Annotated in this window: 16 protein-coding genes; 10 read left to right on the forward strand and 6 right to left on the reverse strand. The window is 63.0% G+C overall.

Translation table 11 applies throughout. From position 1 onward, the window contains the following. From typA to ACSSVY_RS18255, 3 genes are all read right to left on the reverse strand, one after another. Entirely contained in the window at positions 1 to 1,821 is a 1,821-nt protein-coding gene (gene typA / locus ACSSVY_RS18245) for a translational GTPase TypA (RefSeq protein ID WP_454271125.1), read from the reverse strand. 84 nt (positions 1,822 to 1,905) lie between these two features. Beyond that, positions 1,906 to 2,838 carry a GNAT family N-acetyltransferase gene (locus tag ACSSVY_RS18250; RefSeq protein WP_454271127.1) on the reverse strand — a complete coding sequence of 311 codons (933 nt, stop codon included), beginning with the start codon at positions 2,836 to 2,838 and terminating at the stop codon, positions 1,906 to 1,908. Positions 2,839 to 2,889: 51 nt separating this feature from the next. Beyond that, the gene (locus tag ACSSVY_RS18255; protein ID WP_454271129.1) at positions 2,890 to 3,402 is read right to left on the reverse strand and encodes a single-stranded DNA-binding protein; all 513 of its coding nucleotides are present in this window, start codon (positions 3,400 to 3,402) and stop codon (positions 2,890 to 2,892) included. 194 nt (positions 3,403 to 3,596) lie between these two features. On the opposite strand from ACSSVY_RS18255, the gene ACSSVY_RS18260 reads away from it, so the two are divergent. Continuing rightward, positions 3,597 to 4,187 (forward strand): lytic transglycosylase domain-containing protein, encoded by a 591-nt coding sequence (locus tag ACSSVY_RS18260; protein WP_454271131.1) that lies wholly within the window; start codon positions 3,597 to 3,599, stop codon positions 4,185 to 4,187. Positions 4,188 to 4,197: 10 nt separating this feature from the next. Here the strand turns inward: ACSSVY_RS18260 and ACSSVY_RS18265 are convergent, their stop codons facing one another. Beyond that, positions 4,198 to 5,850: an ABC transporter substrate-binding protein gene (locus tag ACSSVY_RS18265; protein ID WP_454271133.1), complete on the reverse strand. Its 1,653-nt coding sequence runs from the start codon at positions 5,848 to 5,850 to the stop codon at positions 4,198 to 4,200. A 104-nt stretch (positions 5,851 to 5,954) separates the two neighbouring features. Continuing rightward, complete coding sequence (locus tag ACSSVY_RS18270) at positions 5,955 to 6,761, reverse strand: helix-turn-helix transcriptional regulator (RefSeq protein WP_454271135.1); 807 nt, start codon at positions 6,759 to 6,761, stop codon at positions 5,955 to 5,957. A 210-nt stretch (positions 6,762 to 6,971) separates the two neighbouring features. Here ACSSVY_RS18270 and ACSSVY_RS18275 point away from each other — a divergent pair, with 210 nt between their 5' ends. Genes ACSSVY_RS18275 through ACSSVY_RS18295 form a run of 5 tightly spaced genes read left to right on the forward strand, consistent with a single transcriptional unit; the run spans position 6,972 to position 10,953 of the window. Beyond that, positions 6,972 to 8,135, forward strand: coding sequence for an isovaleryl-CoA dehydrogenase (locus tag ACSSVY_RS18275; RefSeq protein WP_454271137.1), 1,164 nt, complete (start codon positions 6,972 to 6,974; stop codon positions 8,133 to 8,135). After that, positions 8,132 to 8,602: a lysozyme inhibitor LprI family protein gene (locus ACSSVY_RS18280; RefSeq protein WP_454271139.1), complete on the forward strand. Its 471-nt coding sequence runs from the start codon at positions 8,132 to 8,134 to the stop codon at positions 8,600 to 8,602. Before ACSSVY_RS18275 ends, ACSSVY_RS18280 begins: the two co-directional genes overlap by 4 nt. Positions 8,603 to 8,625: 23 nt before the next feature. Then, positions 8,626 to 9,084 (forward strand): lysozyme inhibitor LprI family protein, encoded by a 459-nt coding sequence (locus ACSSVY_RS18285; RefSeq protein ID WP_454271233.1) that lies wholly within the window; start codon positions 8,626 to 8,628, stop codon positions 9,082 to 9,084. Between the two features lie 4 nt (positions 9,085 to 9,088). Then, entirely contained in the window at positions 9,089 to 9,379 is a 291-nt protein-coding gene (locus ACSSVY_RS18290; RefSeq protein ID WP_454271141.1) for a hypothetical protein, read from the forward strand. Next, a complete protein-coding gene (locus ACSSVY_RS18295; RefSeq protein ID WP_454271142.1) occupies positions 9,376 to 10,953 on the forward strand; it encodes an AMP-binding protein in 1,578 nt (525 codons plus the stop codon). The genes ACSSVY_RS18290 and ACSSVY_RS18295 overlap by 4 nt, the downstream gene beginning before the upstream one ends. Positions 10,954 to 11,024: 71 nt before the next feature. Here ACSSVY_RS18295 and ACSSVY_RS18300 read toward each other — a convergent pair whose 3' ends face one another. Beyond that, positions 11,025 to 11,636, reverse strand: coding sequence for an OmpW/AlkL family protein (locus ACSSVY_RS18300; RefSeq protein WP_454271144.1), 612 nt, complete (start codon positions 11,634 to 11,636; stop codon positions 11,025 to 11,027). A gap of 137 nt (positions 11,637 to 11,773) precedes the next feature. Here ACSSVY_RS18300 and ACSSVY_RS18305 point away from each other — a divergent pair, with 137 nt between their 5' ends. The 4 genes from ACSSVY_RS18305 to ACSSVY_RS18320 are packed head-to-tail and all read left to right on the forward strand — an operon-like array spanning position 11,774 to position 16,898. Continuing rightward, positions 11,774 to 13,378 (forward strand): carboxyl transferase domain-containing protein, encoded by a 1,605-nt coding sequence (locus ACSSVY_RS18305; protein ID WP_454271146.1) that lies wholly within the window; start codon positions 11,774 to 11,776, stop codon positions 13,376 to 13,378. A 57-nt stretch (positions 13,379 to 13,435) separates the two neighbouring features. Beyond that, positions 13,436 to 15,376 (forward strand): acetyl/propionyl/methylcrotonyl-CoA carboxylase subunit alpha, encoded by a 1,941-nt coding sequence (locus tag ACSSVY_RS18310; protein ID WP_454271148.1) that lies wholly within the window; start codon positions 13,436 to 13,438, stop codon positions 15,374 to 15,376. Then, positions 15,373 to 16,032, forward strand: coding sequence for a glutathione S-transferase family protein (locus ACSSVY_RS18315; RefSeq protein ID WP_454271150.1), 660 nt, complete (start codon positions 15,373 to 15,375; stop codon positions 16,030 to 16,032). Before ACSSVY_RS18310 ends, ACSSVY_RS18315 begins: the two co-directional genes overlap by 4 nt. Further along, entirely contained in the window at positions 16,032 to 16,898 is an 867-nt protein-coding gene (locus ACSSVY_RS18320; protein ID WP_454271152.1) for a hydroxymethylglutaryl-CoA lyase, read from the forward strand. The genes ACSSVY_RS18315 and ACSSVY_RS18320 overlap by 1 nt, the downstream gene beginning before the upstream one ends. The last annotated feature ends 42 nt before the right edge of the window (positions 16,899 to 16,940 follow it).

The raw sequence follows: 16,940 nt of genomic DNA on the forward strand, positions 1-16,940 counted from the left end.
TTAGTCCTTTTTTGACATGCGCTTGCGCTCGTGCGGGTCGAGATAGCGTTTGCGCAAGCGGATGGATTGCGGCGTCACCTCCACCAGTTCGTCGTCATCGACATAGGCAATCGCCTCTTCCAAGCTCATGGTGATCGGAGTGGTCAGGCGCACCGCCTCATCCGTGCCGGAGGCGCGGACGTTGGTCAGTTTTTTGCCCTTGAGGGGATTCACTTCAAGGTCGTTGTCGCGGCTGTGTTCACCAATAATCATGCCGGTATAGATTTTGGCCTGCGGGCCTAGGAACATGCGGCCGCGTTCCTCTAGGTTCCACAGGGCATAGGCCACAGCCTCGCCATTCTCCATTGAGATGAGCACGCCCGCGCGACGTCCGGGGATCGGGCCGCGATGCGGTGCCCAGGAATGGAACACGCGGTTGAGCACGCCGGTGCCGCGCGTGTCGGTCAGGAATTCCCCGTGATAGCCGATCAAACCGCGCGAGGGCACATGGGCGATGATCCGGGTCTTGCCCGCGCCCGAGGGTTTCATCTCAGCCAGATCGCCGCGACGCGGGCCGGTAATTTTTTCGATCACGGCGCCGGTATACTCGTCGTCTACGTCGATTGTGACTTCTTCGATGGGTTCCAGACGCTCGCCGTTCTCACCTTCACGCATCAGAACCTGCGGGCGGGAAATGCTGAGTTCAAAGCCTTCGCGGCGCATGTTTTCGATCAGCACGCCCATCTGCAATTCACCGCGCCCCGCCACCTCGAAGGCGTCGCCACCCGGTGTGTCGGTGACTTTGATGGCGACGTTTGATTCGGCCTCTTTCATCAGACGTTCGCGGATCACCCGGCTCTGGACCTTTTTACCTTCGCGCCCGGCGAGGGGGCTGTCGTTGATGCCGAAGGTCACGGTGATGGTGGGCGGATCAATCGGTTGTGCCTTGATCGGGATTTCGACGGCGAGTGCGCAGATCGTGTCGGCGACGGTCGCCTTGGTCATACCTGCAAGGCTGACGATGTCGCCAGCGGTCGCTTCTTCGATGTCTTGGCTGGCAAGGCCGCGGAAAGCCTGGATGCGGGTCACCCGAAACTGTTCGATTTTTTGGCCGATGCGGCTCAGGGCCTGAACGGTCTGGCCCACTTTGAGGCGGCCCGATTCGACGCGGCCGGTGAGCAGGCGGCCAACAAAGGGATCGGCCCCGAGCGTTGTGGCCAGCATGCGGAAGTCTTCGTCTATATGTGCAATCTGCCGGGGCGCAGGCACATGATTGAGGATCAGATCGAAGAGGGCGGTCAGATCCTTGCGTGGGCCGTCCAACTCGTGATCGGCCCAACCGGAGCGGCCCGAGGCATACATATGCGGAAAGTCGAGCTGATCATCATTGGCGTCGAGCGACGCGAAGAGATCAAAGCATTCGTTGAGCGCACGGTCAGGCTCGGCATCGGGTTTGTCGACTTTGTTGAGCACGACGATGGGGCGCAGCCCGAGGCGCAACGCCTTGGCGGTGACGAATTTTGTTTGCGGCATCGGGCCTTCGGCGGCATCGACCAGCAGGACAACGCCATCGACCATGGATAGAATCCGCTCCACCTCGCCACCGAAATCGGCGTGGCCGGGAGTGTCGACGATATTGATGCGGGTCTTTTTGTAGAGGACGCTGGTCGGCTTTGCGAAAATCGTGATGCCCCGCTCGCGCTCCAGATCGTTGCTGTCCATGGCACGTTCATCGACGGATTGGTTGGCGCGGAACGAGCCCGACTGTTTCAGCAATTCATCCACAAGCGTGGTTTTGCCGTGGTCGACGTGAGCGATGATGGCGATATTGCGCAGATCCATGGGGGACGTGTCCTGATATTGTTCGCCTGCGCCCTATACGCCGCAGCGCGGAATGACCAGAGGCAAAGCGCCCCTGTGGCCGTATCATGCCGCATGCTTGTGTCGCTTTGGGAACAGATGCACAGCGCGGGGCCACGCCAGCATACTCGGCCCGAGGCGCTGTGCCAAGGCACCGCTGCCAAGTTTGAAGCGGGTGAGGCCGGGTGATTGCACACTGTCGGCGGGACCGAGATCGAGCCGGACGATGCCCCGGTCTGCCAGTGCATTCGCAGCCTCCCAAAGCAGGAGTGTATGCGCCGAGAGGCGGCGCCCCTCTGAGCCGCTCCAGCCGATGTGATAGGTGGCGGTGTCGCCATGGGTGAGGATCAGCAGATGTGCGATGCTCTCAGCCTTGTGGTGGGCGGACCAGACCTGAACAGCGCCCGGGTTTTGCGCCGCATAGGCGAGGGTAAAGGCCAGTGGCAGGGCGCGGTAACGGCATGTGCGCTGCTGAACGGCCTCTTGTCGCAAGAGCGCGCTGTGCCGATTGGGGTCAAACGAGGTTTCGATGATCATAAGCCCGGCCGCTTGCGCGTGGCGCAGTCGGTTGCGCCATTTTCCTTGCTGCGCGGCCAGTCGCATCGCCTGTGGCGGGCGCAGGTCCAGTTCGGCGAGTGTCTGACCGGGGATGAGTGCCCGGTAACCTTGGGCGGCAAGGTGTTCGCCGGCTGCCTCGGTCGCGGCATTGGCGAGCCATAGGCCGCGGGGCAAGGCCCGTGGCAAGGCGGAGAGAATGGCATGACAGGAGGCAGGGGGAAGATTGCATCGCCAGATCGGGCCGCGCGGCATCCAGTGAAAGGTGAGAGGGCCGATGCGCCGCTCAACCACCTGCGCCTGTGCCAAGGTGTGACCGTCCTGAACGGCGCGCAGAGTCTCCACGGTGACGCCCAAGGCCCGAAGCGCGCGCGCGTACTGCGGCTGCTGGTGCAACGGTGCCGGAGCAGGGGGGGCAGAGAGGTCCGTTAAGAGGATATCCATGCGCCCTACATAAGCGCATGGTTCGTTAAGTCTGGGTTAAGCCGTGCGGTGTCAGAACGGGATTTCGTCATCCATGTCGCGCGAGGGGCGGCTGCCGCCAGAGGCCGGGGCGTTGGCTGGTGCCGATCCGTAGTCGCCACCGTAATCACCGCCGTAGCCCTGATCCTGACCGCCACCATAGCTGCCACCGCCACCACCAGCCCCGCCCTCAGCGCGGCCATCGAGCATGACCAGCGTGGCGTCAAAGCCCTGAAGCACGATTTCGGTGCTGTATTTGTCCTGCCCTGACTGATCCTGCCATTTTCGGGTCTGCAGCTTGCCCTCAAGATAGACCTTGGAGCCTTTGCGCAGATATTGCTCGGCGACGCGCACCAGCCCTTCGGAGAAGATGGCGACGGTGTGCCATTCGGTGCGCTCGCGGCGTTCGCCGGTGGCGCGGTCCTTCCACGTCTCGGAGGTGGCGATGCGCAGGTTGCAGACCTTGCCGCCGTTCTGAAAGGTCCGGACCTCGGGGTCGCGGCCCAGATTGCCGATGAGAATTACCTTGTTGACAGAGCCGGACATCGCGCCCTCCTTGAATCATGTCGTGGTTCGCGTTTGACGGTTACACCACCGCATTGGCGTGAAGGAAAGGTTAAAATTGTCGATAAATGCGGTGAAACTTGCCGATGTGGCGGAAAGCGCGAAAAGAAATGCTCGAATTCCGCGCCGGATTGCCTATAGTGCCGGGCAGAGACACGGATGGGGACAGTACCGGAATGCAGCGGATCGCAAGCGCGCTTGTGGCCTTTGGGCTTGTTTTGCCGGGTGTGGCAGAGGCAGACGTGCTGTCGAGCAAGAGCCGGGTCAGCCTTTTCAAATCGCAAACCAGCGTTCTGGATAATCGGGCGCGACAGCAATACAACAATTCGGTGCGATTGCAGCCGCAGCGCGTCAAAACTCCGACAATGTGGGATGATCTGGCCCCGACCTTTCGGGGGGCCTATCGCGGTCCTTATCTCGAGATGGCGAAACAGGCGGCGCGACGCTACCGCGTACCCGAGGATCTTTTTCTGCGTTTGGTGCAACAGGAATCTGGCTGGCGCGCCGATGCGCGGTCGCACAAAGGAGCGATTGGCCTTGCTCAGTTGATGCCACAGACGGCGCGCAATCTGGGGGTCAATCCGCATGATCCGCTTGAGAATCTCGAGGGCGGGGCGCGCTATCTGGCCGAGCAGTATCGCATGTTTGGATCGTGGCGGCTGGCCTTGGCGGCCTATAATGCTGGGCCCGGCGCCGTGCAGAAATACGGCGGTGTGCCCCCCTATAAAGAGACCCGGAATTACGTGAAGGTCATTCTGGGAAGCTGACCTGTCCGTTTCAGGCCGCAAATCCGATTTTGTACAGGTGGATTTCGTTGGCGGGATGCTTAGCGGCATTTACCAGCCCGGGTCGATGATGATTATAGAGCGCGCGCCAATATGGTTGGATGATGACGCCCTCGTCGCGCAGGGTGGTTTGTAGCCGGGCCATGATCCCGCGGCGGCGATCGGGATCGTTGAGGCGATTGGCCTCGTCGAGAAGGGCATCGAACTCTTCATTGGCAAAGCCGCTTTCGTTCCACGCCGCGTTTGAGCGGTAGGCGAGGCTCAGCACCTGCACGTCGAGCGGGCGGTGGTTCCATTGGGTCGCTGAAAAGGGAAAGTCGCGCCAGTTGGCCCAAAACTCGGGGCCGGGCAGGATACGGCGGCGCACGGTGAGACCGGCGTCGCGCAATTGCGCCGCAACCGCATCGCCGGTGTTGCGCTGCCATTCGTCATCGACGGTCACAAGTTCATGCTCGAATCCCAGAAGGCCAGCCGCCTCAATCTCGGCGCGGGCGCGGCCGGGATCGTAGGGAGCCGGGCCAATATCGGCGTAGGCAGGGTGGATCGGGCTGACATGGTGATTGGCTGCAACTGTACCGCGCCCGCCATAGCCAAGTTCGAGACAGATCTCATTGTCCACCGCCAATGCCAAGGCACGCCGTACGGCGCGGTTCAAATACGGGTTGGTGCCCACCATACGCGCAGTCTGAGAGGCGCGGATCACGGTGGTGGCGGCGGTTTCGGTCCGGGTGCCGATCCAGCCAATGGCGTCCATCGCATCAATGAAATCGCCAACGGTTTCGTAGAGAAGGTCGATGTCGCCACGCTCTGCCGCGCTGAGCCAGCCCGAGGGGTTGGTGCCAAAGTCAATGAATTCCACCCGGTCGAGCCACGGCCCGCCAAAAATCTCGGTGCCCCACCAGCTATGCTCGGGGTGACGTTCCAAGATGCAGCGCTCACCGGGCACGAGGCTGACGGGGCGGAATGGACCGGTGCCGATGCCATGTAGAAAAGGATCGCCGCCCTCGTAGCTCTGATGCACGATCGCCGCGGGATAGTCCGACATATTGGCGATGACCGAGATGTCAGGCTGTGAGAGGTTGAGCGCGACTGTCAGATTATCCAGCACGGTGATGCCCCCGTCGCGGGCCTGGCCCGTGTCGGGGTCGATCAGACCGGCAAAGCGTCCGGCCATGGAATTGCCCACCGCAGAGGTGTCGCACCAGCGCGCTATATTGCGGGCCACATCCTGTGCAGTGAAGAGATCGCCATTGTTCCAGATCACACCGGGGCGCAGGTGCAAGAGGTAGCGGGTGGCATCCTCATTCACCTGCCAGCGCTCGAGCAGCATCCCGGTGAATGTTCCATCGTTCTGATATTCCACCAGATACTCGAGAAAGCCGCGGGTCTGATTGGCAAGCTCGCTCCAGTCATAGCTGCGCGGATCGGTGAGGGCTTTGACACTCTGTTGAATGCGAAGTGTGCCGCCCTGAGCGGGCGCCGGCTGAGCCTGCGCGGGGCGCGTGAGGCCGCCCAGCGCATAGGCGGTGCTTGCGCTGAGGCCCGAGGCGGTGGCGCGACTCAGGAACTCCCGTCGACTCATCTGACCGTCACGCAGGGCGCGGGCGTCGGTGAGCGTGGCGGTGTGAGGAAACTGGCGCGGCATCGGAGGCTTTCGCAGAGTGGAGACTCGTCGGGCTGGTTGGTCGGATCCTGAACATTAGATAATGCGTGCGGCCAAAGCGCAACCCGTTGTGGGCCAGGTGAGGCTCAGGTTGCGAGGGCGTTGGGCTTGCGCGTGGATGCACCAGCGCGGAGTGCAGACGGAGTAAGGCCGGTATGCTGCAAGACGAAGCGCGAGAAATAGGCCGCGCTGCCAAAGCCAAGGGTCGCGGCGATCTGGCCAATCGGTAGATCGCCTGCCTCCAACATGTCGCGCGCCGCGTGCAAGCTGCGTTCGGTGAGAAGATCGGCGGCGGTAAGGCCGGAGGCCTGCTTGCAGACCCGCGTGAGATGGGTCGGCGTGACGCCCAGCGCACGGGCATAGACCGCCATCGCGCGCCCACTGGTGAAATCGCGGGCAACGAGGGCGGCGTAGGCCTGCATCAGACGGGTGCTGGAACTGGGTCGCTCTTGCGGTCCTTGGGCAATCATGGCGCGGCGCAGCCAGACGGTCAGCATCCGCGCCTGCGCATTCAGCGCCTCGTCCATAAAGTCGCGGCGGGCAGATTGCTCGCGCTGCATCGCCTCGAGAATTGCGGTCAATTCGTTCTGGCTAGTAACGTCGCGGATGCGCAGATGCTGGGCGGTATCCGGCAAGAGGATTGGGCCACCAGCAGGGAGGATGCAGACCTGTCCAAACCCGGTCTTGCCCAGATCGAGCGCGAACATGGTCCCGGCTGGAATGGCCAGTGCATTGTGCACACCGACGCCGCGCCGCACCCCGTCGATAATGGCGATTCCCTGACCACGCGTGATCCAGACCAACGCGTGATGGTCACAGCTATGCTGTAGCGTGAGGCGCCAATCGGTCCCTTTCGCCCATTGCACCACGGTCTTGATCTCGGCATGCGCCATGTTCGGGGCCTTAAAAAAGTTGCGTTTTCACAAGTATTGCATGCTGAATAAGGCAAGTCAGGGGTGAAAGTCTGGGATTTCTAAAATATCGGACTGGGATCGGCGGTGTGACGCCTAAGGTTGGAAATTTGCGACGATTGACGGATGGAAATCCTTGAGTGTATAAAATGAACAAGTGTTCAATAAATCCGTTTCGGAGGAGGAAGCGCGATGTTCAATGCGGTCATGCAGTTTGATCTGGGCGAGGATGTGAATGCCTTGCGCGAGATGGTGCATCGTTGGGCGCAAGAGCGCGTCAAGCCGATGGCAGCAGAGGTTGATCGCAGCAACGCCTTTCCCAATGCGCTCTGGCGGGAAATGGGGGATCTGGGCCTTTTGGGGATCACCGTGCCCGAGGAGTATGGCGGGGCGGGAATGAGTTACCTCGCCCATGTGATCGCGGTCGAGGAAATTGCGCGCGCCTCTGCCTCGGTCTCGCTGAGCTATGGCGCGCATTCCAATCTCTGCGTCAATCAGATCAAGTTGAATGGCACGTCTGAGCAGAAGGCCAAGTACCTGCCGGGGCTCGTCAGCGGGCAGCATGTCGGCGCGCTGGCCATGTCCGAGGCGGGCGCGGGCAGTGACGTTGTCAGCATGAAGCTGCGAGCCGAGAAGCGGAACGATCATTACAAGCTGAACGGCAGCAAATACTGGATCACCAACGGGCCGGATGCCGATACATTGGTGGTTTACGCCAAGACCAACCCGGACGCCGGATCAAAGGGGATCACGGCCTTTCTCATTGAAAAGACGATGAAGGGGTTCAGCACGAGTCCGCATTTCGACAAACTGGGGATGCGCGGCAGCAATACCGCTGAGCTGATCTTTGACGACGTCGACGTGCCGTTCGAGAATGTCTTGGGCGAAGAGGGCCGGGGTGTGCGCGTGCTCATGTCGGGTCTCGATTACGAGCGCGTCGTTCTGGCGGGCATTGGTACCGGCATCATGGCGGCCTGCCTCGACGAGATCATGCCCTATCTGGCGGAGCGCAAACAGTTTGGGCAGGCAATAGGCTCGTTCCAGCTGATGCAGGGCAAGATCGCGGATATGTATACGGCTATGAATTCTGCGCGGGCTTATGTCTATGAGGTGGCCAAGGCCTGTGACCGGGGTGATGTGACCCGGCAGGATGCGGCGGCCTGTTGTCTCTATGCCTCAGAGCAGGCGATGGTGCAGGCGCATCAGGCCGTGCAGGCAATGGGCGGGGCAGGCTTTCTGGCCGATGCGCCGGTTGCGCGCCTTTTCCGCGATGCCAAGCTGATGGAGATCGGGGCGGGCACGTCTGAGATTCGGCGCATGCTGGTGGGACGCGAATTGATGGGGGCGATGGGGTGAGACTGGCTTTGGTCCTCATGGTCCTCGCGGGCTCTGCCCTTGCTCAGGAGGCCGTTGTCGATGAGGCCATCGTGAAGGCGTGTCATGCCGAGGCTGGGCCGGGAGAGGATCACCTATCCTGCGTCGGCGCGGCTGCAAGGGCGTGTCAGGCGCAACCCGGGGGCGATACGACCTTGGGGGTCACAGAGTGTCTCATGGCGGAAACGGCGGTTTGGACAGATCTGATGCACGCGGCCTACGCCGCTCAGGTCGAGGCGTTGGACAAGGGCGAGGGCAACCTTGAGGCACAGTTGGCCGTCGCGCAGGACGCGTGGAGCGCCTATCGCGAGGCGGAATGTGGGCTGCGCTATGGCTACTGGATTGATGGATCAATCCGAACGATCATAGCTGCGGCGTGCCACTTGGAGAAGACGGCGGCACGCACACAGGAACTGCGCAGTCTGAGAGATATGGAAAGACAGCCGTGAGGGGAGTTCTGGAACTATGTGGCGTGTTGATCTTGAGCGCAACACCTCTTGTCGCACAGGACTTGGTGTTTGACATTGCGCCGGTCGAGGCCTGCATTCGCGCAAACGGTGGCGAGGCCTGCGCGGGCAAGGCGGCTTCGGCCTGTATGGAGGCTACGCCGGGCGGGGGAACAACGGTCGGGATGGGCGGTTGTCTCGACCTAGAGCGGGCGCAGTGGGACGGGTGGTTGAACACCGTCTATCAGCAACTTTACGCGAAACTGGCGGCTCAGGATGCGCAAATCCAATCTTATGCGCCGAAACAAGCCGAGGCGCTGCGCGATATGCAGAGGGCGTGGATCGGGTTTCGCGACGCGAAATGTGGGTATGAGGCGGCGCAATGGGGTGGTGGCACCGGGGCTGGACCTGCGGCGGTGAATTGTCACTTGCAAGCGACCGCGCGTCAGATGCTCTATCTGCAATCCAGTCAACTGGGGCAATGAAGTCATGTCGCGCCGTCTGCTGTTCCTGCCTGTGATTGCGCTCATCGCGGCCGCGGCCGGGTTTGGGCTCATGCTGGGAGGGCGTGCGGCGACGACGACCGAGACCGAGGTGATCGAACGTGTGGTGGCGGTATATCTGGCCGATGCAGGGGCGGGGGCCGCGCGGTCGGATTGTGCTGCGCGCCCGGCGGCGAGCGCCGATCTCTGGCTGGTGGTGGCCTGTGGGCCCTATGAATATTTTGTCGATGCCTATGGCAGACTGGTTCATGTGAACGCGCCCGAGGCTGCGTTATGAGCGGCGCGCGTCCGCTTTTGGAGCGCGCGCCTTATGAGGCGCTCTACGATGGATTCCGCTGGGGTATCCCTGCGCGTCTGAATATGGCGGCGCAGGTCTGTGATGTCTGGGCCGGGTCAGAGCCTGAGCGTGTGGCGATCATCGACCTCTCGGGCGAGGAGCCACAGGAGGTCCGGTACGGTGCCTTGCGGCGCATGGCGGATGGTCTGGCGCAGTCGCTGGTGGCGAGGGGAGTTCGGCGCGGCGATCGTGTTGGTGTTTTGCACGCCCAAGGGGCGTGGTGTGCCGCGTCCCACATCGCAATCTGGAAGATCGGCGCAATCTCGATCCCTTTGTTCAAACTCTTCATGCAGGATGCCTTGAGCAGCCGGGTGGGCGACGCTGGGGCGCGGGTGGTCGTGACTGATCCTGAGGGCGTCAAGATGCTGCGTGCCTTGCCCGAGGTCGCGACATTGGTGCCAGAGGACGAAGGGCTGAGCGAGGCGCGGTTTGAGACGGTGGATACGGGCGCGGACGAGCCTGCAGTGCTGATTTACACAAGCGGCACGACAGGCAGCCCCAAGGGGGCGCTGCATGCGCACCGGGTGCTGACCGGGCACCTGCCGGGGGTCGAGGTCAGCCATGATTTTCTGGGCCAGACCGGCGATTGTCTCTGGACCCCTGCGGATTGGGCCTGGATTGGCGGGCTCTTCGATGTTCTGATGCCAGGATTGGCGATTGGCGTGCCGGTTGTCGCGGCGCGCATGGTCAAGTTCAGCCCACAGGAATGCATTAAAATCATCGAGCAAGGCTCTGTCAAAAACGTATTTTTTCCCCCAACGGCGCTGCGCATGCTCAAAGCGGCCGATGCGCGGATCACCGGGTTGCGGAGCGTAGCGAGCGGTGGCGAGCCTCTTGGGGCGGAAATGCTCGACTGGGGACGACAGGCGTTGAATGTGACGATCAACGAGTTCTACGGGCAGACGGAGTGCAATATGGTCGGGGCGTCCTGTGCCGCGCTGTTTGAGACGGTGCCGGGCTGTCTGGGCCGGGCGGTGCCGGGGCATGCGGTGGCCGTCATTGACGACGCGGGTCACGTCACGGACGGTGAGGGAGAGATTGCCGTGCGGCGTGGATCGGCCTCGATGATGCTGGAATATTGGCAAAAACCCAGAGAGACAGCGGAGAAATTTCGCGGCGAGTGGCTCTTGACCGGGGATCGCGGTGTGATCGAAGGCGGTTATATCCGCTTTGTCGGGCGCGAGGATGATGTAATCACCTCTGCCGGGTACCGAATCGGACCGGCTGAGATTGAGGATTGCCTGCTGACCCATCCAGCCGTGGCGACCGTGGGTGTGGTGGGCAAGCCCGACCGCCTGCGCACCGAGATCGTCAAGGCCTATGTCGTGCTGAAAACAGGTGTATCGCCCTCGGCCGCCTTGGCGACAGAGTTGCAGGATCACGTCAAGGCGCGTCTCTCTGCTTATTCCTATCCCCGGGACGTTGCATTTCTCGATGCCCTGCCGATGACGGTGACGGGCAAGGTGATCCGCAAGGATCTCAGAGCACGTGCGGCGGCGGAGGGGCTGGATTGATGGCCCCAATACAGGAAAAAAGGGCTGGCACGTCGGCCAGCCCCTTCAGTTCGATCCTGTTTGGGAGGGGATCAGAACTTCATCACGTAAGCGGCGTTGAAGACCCAAGGGTCGATCTCGACCTTGCCGATGTTTACACCACCGACTTTTGCGTCGGTTTCGATGTCGATGTAGCGCACGTCGAGGCGAAGCGCGGATTTCTCGCTGATGGCATAGTCCGCACCTGCATGCAGGGCGAGACCCCAAGAGTCGTCGAGGTCGATCGAGACGCCGTTCAGCGGACCCTTGCCCTTTTCATCAAAGAAATAGGTGTAGTTGATACCGACGCCGACGAACGGGGTGAAGGCGCTGGAATTGGTGAAGTGGTATTGCACCGACAGAGTCGGCGGCAGATGCTTGGTTTCGCCAACTGTACCGGCACCGCCAAGGTCGATGTCATGCTCGAAGGGCCAAGAGGCCAGAAGCTCGATGCCGATTTTGTTGGCAACGAAGTATTCGAGCGTGATCGTCGGGCTGAAGGCGCCATCGGCGCTGACCTTGCCTGCGGCTGTATTGCTGCCGTCGCCGGGTTCGATCCAGCCGAGGCCGAGACCGATAAGGAAGTCGCCCTTTTCCTGGGCGAAGGCCGGAACTGCCGCAGAAGCCAGCAGGGCCGAGAGGGTGAGGGCGGTGATATGTTTCATGGTCTGTCCACTCTTGTTCTTACAAGGTGGGGTATGCGCCCATCCGACTCGGAAAACATTGATTTGGGTCAAGTTGCCCGGTCGCAGCGGTGCTGCGGTAAATATGCAACAGTATTGCCCAGCCAAGGGGAAAGTTCATGCGTTTGACATCATCCGTTCTGACGGGGTCCGAGGTCTTCAAGGCCAATCGCGCCGGTCATCTCGAGGCTCTGAGTTTGATACGCGAGGCCGCCGACTGGGCGGCGGCGGGGGGCGGCGCGCAGGCGCGCGAGCGGCATGTGTCCCGCGGCAAGATGCTGCCGCGCGACCGGGTGGCGGGGTTGCTCGATCCCGGTAGCCCGTTTCTGGAGGTGGGGGCCACGGCGGCGCACGGGCTCTATGACGGGGCCGCCCCTTGTGCGGGGGTGATTGCGGGCGTGGGACGCGTCATGGGGCGCGAGGTGATGGTGGTGTGCAATGACGCCACTGTCAAAGGCGGCACCTATTATCCTATGACCGTCAAGAAACATCTGCGCGCGCAGGAGATTGCCGAGGAATGTCATCTGCCGTGCGTCTATTTGGTGGATAGCGGTGGCGCGAACCTGCCCAATCAGGATGAGGTATTCCCCGACCGCGACCATTTCGGACGGATTTTCTACAATCAGGCGCGGATGAGCGCCAAAGGCATCGCGCAGATTGCTGTGGTGATGGGAAGCTGCACCGCAGGCGGCGCCTATGTGCCCGCAATGAGCGATGTCACCATCATCGTGCGCGATCAGGGCACGATTTTTCTGGCAGGTCCGCCCCTCGTCAAGGCCGCGACGGGCGAGGTTGTCAGTGCCGAGGATCTGGGCGGCGGCGATGTCCACACGCGCCTGTCGGGCGTGGCGGATTATCTGGCCGAGGATGACGGGCACGCGTTGGCCTTGGCGCGGCGGGCGGTTGGATCGTTGGGGCTTGGTGCGGCCCCGACCCGAGAGTGGCAGTCGCCCGAAGAGCCTGCCTATGATCCTGAGGAATTGCTGGGTGTCGTGCCCGCCGATCTGCGCACGCCCTATGACATCCGCGAGGTCATTGCGCGTGTCGTCGATGGCTCGCGCCTCGATGAGTTCAAGGCGCGGTTTGGCGAGACGCTGGTGACGGGCTTTGCCCATATCAAGGGCTGTCCGGTGGGGATCGTGGCCAACAATGGCGTCTTGTTCTCTGAGGCCGCGCAAAAGGGCGCGCATTTCGTGGAACTGTGCAGCCAGCGGCGCATCCCGCTGGTGTTTCTGCAAAACATCACCGGTTTCATGGTTGGGCGCAAATACGAGAATGAGGGCATCGCGCGGCACGGGGCAAAGATGGTGACAGCGGTGGCGACAACCTCTGTGCCCAAGATCACCATGGTGGTGGGCGGGTCCTTTGGCGCGGGCAATTACGGCATGGCGGGGCGCGCTTATCAGCCGCGCTTCATGTGGTCATGGCCCAATAGCCGCATTTCGGTGATGGGGGGCGAGCAGGCGGCGGGGGTGCTGGCGACGGTGCGCCGTGACGCGATCGAGCGCAAGGGTGGCACCTGGTCGGCCGAGGACGAGGCCGAATTCAAGCGCCCCACGGTCGAGATGTTCGAGCGGCAGGCGCATCCGCTCTATGCCAGTGCGAGGCTCTGGGATGACGGGATCGTGGACCCGCGCAAAAGCCGCGATGTGCTGGCGCTGTCCTTGCGCGCGGCGCTCAACGCGCCGGTTGAAGAGACGCGCTTTGGCGTGTTTCGGATGTGAGGGGGCGGGCCTTGGGATTTGAGTATTTGAAGAACGATGAAAACGGGAGCGCGGGCCATGTTTGAGCGGATATTGATCGCGAACCGGGGGGAGATTGCTGGCCGGGTCATGCGGACGGCACGCAGCCTGGGCGTCGAGGTGGTGGCGGTTTATTCCGATGCGGATCGGGGCGCCGCGCATGTGGCGCTGGCCGACAGGGCGGTGTGGATCGGAGGAGCGGCCCCTGCTGAGAGTTACTTGCGCGGTGAGGCGATCATCGCGGCGGCGCTCGAGACGGGGGCGCAGGCCATTCACCCCGGCTATGGTTTCCTGAGCGAGAACCCTGATTTTGTCGAGGCGGTGGAGGCGGCGGGGCTAGTCTTTATCGGCCCCTCCTCGGCGGCCATTCGGGCGATGGGCCTCAAGGATGCGGCGAAGGCGCTGATGGAAACGGCGGGCGTGCCCGTGGTGCCGGGCTATCATGGCGCGAACCAAGACCCCGAGCATCTTGCCGGGGCGGCAGAGGCGATAGGCTATCCGGTGCTGATCAAGGCCGTAGCTGGGGGCGGCGGCAAGGGGATGCGGCTGGTGGAGCGGCCAGAGCAGTTTGCCGACGCGTTGGAGAGTGCGCAGGGTGAGGCGCGCACGGCCTTTGGCAATGCCGCCGTTTTGATCGAGAAATATATCCAGAAGCCCCGGCATATCGAGGTGCAGGTGTTTGGCGATGGTCGCAAGGCGGTGCATCTTTTTGAGCGCGATTGCTCACTGCAACGCCGGCATCAGAAGGTGATTGAAGAGGCCCCCGCCCCCGGCATGACGCCAGAGGTTCGCGCCGCCATGGGGCGAGCGGCGGTGCGCGCTGCGGAGGCGATTGGCTATTCGGGGGCCGGCACGGTCGAGTTCATCGTCGATGGCTCGGACGGGCTGCGCACCGATCGGTTCTGGTTCATGGAGATGAACACGCGCCTTCAGGTCGAGCATCCGGTGACGGAAGCGATCACTGGTGTCGATCTGGTGGAATGGCAGTTGCGCGTGGCGGCCGGTGAGGGTCTGCCCGCGCGCCAAGAGGATCTGACGATCAACGGCCATGCCTTTGAGGCGCGGCTTTATGCCGAGGATGTGCCCAAGGGGTTTTTGCCTGCCACGGGGCGGCTGACGCATCTGGAGTTTCCGGCGGGTGTTCGCGCCGATAGCGGCGTGCGGGCGGGCGACGAGATCAGCCCGTGGTATGATCCGATGATCGCCAAGGTGATCACCCATGGCCCCACGCGTGCCGTGGCGCTGAGGCGTCTGGCGGCGGCACTGGAGGGGACGGAGGTGGCCGGAACGGTGACGAACCTCGGGTTTCTGGGGGCCTTGGCGCGGCATCCGGGCTTTGCGGCGGGCGAGGTCGATACCGGGCTGATCGCGCGCGATATCGAGGCGTTGGTGGTGGCCTCCGAAGCGGGGCCGCGCGAGGTGGCTCTGGCGGCGCTGGCGGGTCTGGGGCTGCTTGGGGACACGCCGCGTGATGCGGGATTTGTCCTGTGGTCGCCGCTGGAGCGCGAGGTGCGGCTGATCCATGGCGGCGAGGAAATCGTCGTCCGGCTGGTGACGCAGGGCGCTGACGCGCATGATCTGCGGGTCGGGGACGCGCTGGTCGAGGTGCGACGCGTCGATGGTCGCTGGCGGCTGGATGGGCAGCCCGCGCCCGGCGTCGCCGTTGATGGCAACCGGATCACGGTCTTTGCGCGCTATGGGCTGAGCTTTGATCTGGTTGATCCCTTGGCGAGAGAGGGTGCCGCCGGGGGCGATGCCACCTTGATCGAGGCGCCGATGCCGGGGCTGGTCAAGGCGGTCTATGCCGCGCCGGGGCAGGCGGTGGCCAAGGGCGACCGGTTGGCGGTGCTGGAGGCGATGAAGATGGAACACAGTCTCTTGGCGGCGCGCGACGGGGTGGTGGCCGAGGTCTTGGTCTCGGCCGGTGATCAGGTCAGCGCCGGTGCGGCGCTGGTGCGGTTGGAGGAGGAGAGCGCATGATCCGGCTGCATCATGTGCCGCTGGCGCGGTCGCTGCGGGTTATGTGGCTCTTGGAAGAGCTGAGGCTGGACTATGAGGTCGCGTATTATTCGATCCGCGACGGCTCGATGCGCAGCGCGGAGTTTCTGGCGCTGTCGCCTGCGGGGCGCGTGCCGGTGTTGGAGCATCACGGCGCGGTCTGGTTCGAAAGTGCCGCGATTGTGCAGCTTTTGTGCGAGACCTATCCTGAGGCGGGGTTGATGCCCGCGCCGGGCCGTGCGGAGCGGGCGCGGTGTCTGGAGTTATTCGGCTATGCCGAAACGGTGGGCTGTCTCTTGGAGAACCTCAATCTCAATCAGGTGTTTTTGCGCCCGCCCGCGCAGCCATCTCCGGTGGTGGTCAAGCTGCTTAACGCGCGGCTGCGCACGAGCCTTGCGGCGATGGAGGCGCGGATGGAGGGGGATTACCTCTTGCCCTCAGGCTTTTCTGCGGCGGATGTGATGTTCGCCTATGGGTTTGAATTGGCGCGCTATTACGTGGACCTGAGCGCCTATCCGCGGCTCATGGCCTATTGGGCGCGGTTGCGTGCGCGGCCTGCCTATATCCGGGCCAAGGCGCGGGACGGGGTGCAGGATATCTACACCCAAGAGTTTTATACGGTGTCGGAGGGGGCGTGATGGCAGAGCATGTCGAGATTTTCGAGGTGGGACCGCGCGACGGGTTGCAGAACGAGGCGCGGCACATTCCCACGCGGGACAAGATCGCGCTGGTGGATTGCCTGAGCGGCGCAGGATTCTCGCGGATCGAAGTGGCGAGTTTCGTCAGCCCCAAATGGGTGCCGCAGATGGCCGACAGCGCCGAAGTGCTGCGCGGTATCCGGCGCGCGCCGGGGGTGCGCTATGCCGCGCTCACGCCGAATATGCGGGGGTTGAGTGACGCGCTCGAGGCGGGGGCAGATGAGGTGGCGATCTTTGGCTCGGCCTCGGAGGGGTTTTCGCGCGCCAATATCAACGCCTCGATTGACGAGAGCCTTGCGCGGTTTGCGCCGGTGATGGAGGCGGCAGGGGCCGAAGGGCTGCGCGTGCGCGGCTATGTGTCCTGCGTGGTTGAATGCCCCTATGACGGGCCGGTGGCCCCGGCAGAGGTGGCGCGGGTGGCTGAGGCGCTTTGGTCCATGGGCTGCTACGAGATCAGCCTTGGCGATACGATTGGGCAGGGCAGGCCCGAGGCGGTTGCGGCGATGCTGGCGGCGGTCACGGATGCGGTGCCGGTGGATCGGCTGGCGGGGCATTTCCATGACACGTCGGGGCGCGCGCTCGAGAACATCGAGGTGGCCTTGGCGCAGGGGGTGCGGGTGTTTGACGCCGCCGCGGGGGGCCTCGGGGGGTGTCCCTATGCGCCGGGAGCAGCCGGAAATGTGGCGACCGAGGCGGTGCAGGCGCGTCTTACCGACTTGGGCTATGAGACCGGGCTTGACCAAAGCATCTTGGCCAAGGCGGCAGCGATGGCGCGGGCGATGCGTGGCGGGGGACTAAAATCGTGAAGCGATTATTGATAAATTTCTTTTCAAGAAATTTGACGTGAA

This window comes from Roseovarius sp. MBR-51, from assembly GCF_053628575.1.